The following is a 2,297-nucleotide window of genomic DNA, read 5'->3' as shown; positions in this document are numbered from 1 at the left end:
CTGCTACCACCGCGACATCGCGCCGGACAACATCCTGCTCACCGACCACGGGCCGCTGCTGCTGGACTTCGGCGCCGCGCGCCGCGTCATCGGCGATCTCACGCATGCGCTGACCGCCATGCTCAAGCCGGGCTTTGCGCCCATCGAGCAATACGGTGACATGCCCGGCGTCACCCAGGGCCCCTGGACCGACATCTTCGCGCTGGCCAGCGTGCTCTACGCAGCCATCAGCGGCCGCCGCACGGTGGCTTCCGTCGAGCGGCTGCTCAACGACCAGCTGCAACCGCTGGCCACCGTGGCGGCGGGTCGCTGCGGCAACGCCTTCCTCGCGGCCGTCGACCGTGCGCTGGCCATCCACCCGAAGGACCGCCCGCAATCCATTGCCGAGTTCCGGACCCTGCTCACTGCCGGCGACACGCAGGTCATCGATCTGCTTGAGCTGCAGGCCTTGGGCCTTCCGACTGGCGACGAAACGGTGCTGCTGCCGGATTTCGACCCGACCCAGGTGGCACCCAACAACCCGCTGCTCGCGCCGCGGGAGCCGACACGCCCCGAACCACCGCCGCCGCCCGCCGTGGCTCGCACGCCGCCGCCTGCGGCGCCGCCGCCCCCGGTGCTGCCCGCTCCGCCCCCATCGACAGCTCTTCCAGCGTCCATTGCTGTGCCTGCACAGGCGTCCGCGCCGGCCCAGCCGCGCCGCGCTCTGGTCTTGAGCGCGGCAGGCATGGTCGGCCTGGCCGCGGTGGCCTGGGGCGGATATCGCCTGCTCTGGGCTCCGGCACCCGCCGAACTGGCGCCGCCGCCATCGGCGGCGTCGGCCGCCGCTGCGGCTCCCGCGCCAGCGCCGATCGCTTCCAGCCCGGTCGAGGCCGCCTCGGCGGCCTCCACACCGGACACGCCCGCTGCCACTGCCCCCATGCCACCTGCACCCGCGCCCACAGCTTCCGCGCCGACACCCATCGCCGTGGCGCCGGCGGCACCCAAGCCGCGCCCTGCCGTGACCGCTCCTGCGCCCTCCGAGGCGAAGGGCGCAAAGTGCAGTGATATTCTGCAAAAAGCCTCACTGGAACCGCTGACGGCGAGTGAGACCGCTTACCTGAAAAAGGAATGTCGATGAGTAGCGCTGGCCACACGAATCGCATCAATTTTTCAGTGCAGCTGGGGCGTGCCGCGATGCTGGGCTGCATGGCCCTGCTGGCCGGCTGCCTGGAGACGGCGCCGAAACAGCCGACCGTCTCGACCAACGAGTTGTCCTTCAGCGAAGCCGTCGTCGTCGCCACCGATGGCCTGGTGGGCCAGACTCAGAAGCTGCCCGCCTTCCTGGCAAAGGTGGAGTCCAAGATTGCCAAGAAAAGCGTCGTCGTCGATCCCATGATCGACGCGACAAGCGGCCAGCAGACCCAGACCACGCAGTTGCTCGAACGCCGCATCGCCGAGCGCCTGGCGGCGCGCAAGGAAGGCAGCTTCGACCTGCTGCCCTTCAGGACCGAGAACCTGTCCAAGGTCCAGTATCTGCTGACCGGCACGCTGACGCGCCTGCTGGGGGTGCCGGGCAAGAAATCCTTGCAAATCAACCTGGCCCTGGTGGACATCAAGACGGGCCAGGTGATGGCCCAGGCCTCGGCGCTGGCCCGCGACGACGGCCTCAACCACACACCGCTGGCGATCTACCAGGACAGCCCGGTGCTGGTGAAGGACAAGGTGGTGGACGGCTACATCAGCACGGCGCTGACAGCGCCTGGCAGCTCGGCCAACAGCGTCTACATGGAACGCGTCGCGGTGGCCAGCGTCATCAACGAGGCCGGCTCCCTCTACAACGCCGAGCGCTACCCGGAATCGTTGACCAAGTACCAGGAGGCCCGCAATCAGACGGGCGGCGAGCAGCTGCGCACACTCAACGGCATCTACCTCAACAACGTCCGGCTCGGGCGCACCGCCGAGGCAGAGGCCGCCTTTGGCCAGATCGTGGCCTACGGGCTGCGCGCCAACAAGCTGGACGTGAAGTTCCTGTTCAACCCCGGCAGCACGGAGTTCTGGTCCGACCCCAAGGTCAGCGGCGCCTATCCGATGTGGCTGAGGCAGATCGCCAAGGAGGGCGCCGGCGCCCGCGTCTGCATGGTCATCGTCGGCCACACCAGCCACACCGGCTCGGAGCAGACCAACGACGCGCTCTCGCTGCAACGCGCCACTTTCATCCAGCAGCGCCTGGCGGCCGAAGCCTCGCCCCTGGCCCAGCGCGTCAAGGCCAGCGGCATGGGCTGGCGCGAGAACCTGGTCGGCAGCGGCAGCGACAACGC

Annotated in this window: 2 protein-coding genes; both read left to right on the top strand. The window is 69.1% G+C overall.

The window, feature by feature from the left end; translation table 11 throughout:
- The coding region (locus tag AC1DU6_RS28000; protein ID WP_477861118.1) for a serine/threonine-protein kinase at positions 1 to 1,117 on the top strand (1,117 nt) is incomplete at its 5' end.
- Positions 1,114 to 2,297, top strand: a 1,184-nt coding sequence (locus AC1DU6_RS27995) for an OmpA family protein (protein WP_477861116.1), incomplete at its 3' end; no start/stop codon positions are given. The genes AC1DU6_RS28000 and AC1DU6_RS27995, both read left to right, overlap by 4 nt.

The organism is Roseateles sp. P5_B10, assembly GCF_056400485.1.
Note: the sequence above shows the minus strand (reverse complement) of the source record. Positions and strands in the feature narration are given on the sequence as shown.